Genomic DNA, 237 nt, shown 5'->3' on the forward strand with positions numbered 1-237 from the left:
GCTCAGTGTTGACTTCCACTGGTGCATAACGGGACAGAGTGGTGAACTTCTCAATGTACTCTTGCATGGTCTTGGTGTTCAGCTTAAGCTTCCTGAATTCTTCTGCCTTAAGATCCCTCGCAGCTTCTGGAAGATGATATTTGCGGAAGTCCTCCAGAAATTCTTCCCAGGTAACTTGCCCACAGAATGCTGCAGGCCCAAGGCCGCACTTTTCGGCGATAGTGCGAGACGATTGCG

Annotated in this window: 1 protein-coding gene; it reads right to left on the reverse strand. The window is 50.2% G+C overall.

From position 1 onward, the window contains the following. Window positions 1-237 (reverse strand): retrotransposon gag domain-containing protein (locus KVT28_RS26825; RefSeq protein WP_217551358.1); only part of this gene is annotated, 237 nt, incomplete at both ends.

This window comes from Pantoea sp. GbtcB22 (assembly GCF_019091025.1).
In the GTDB taxonomy this organism is placed as follows: Bacteria; Pseudomonadota; Gammaproteobacteria; order Enterobacterales; family Enterobacteriaceae; genus Pantoea; species Pantoea leporis.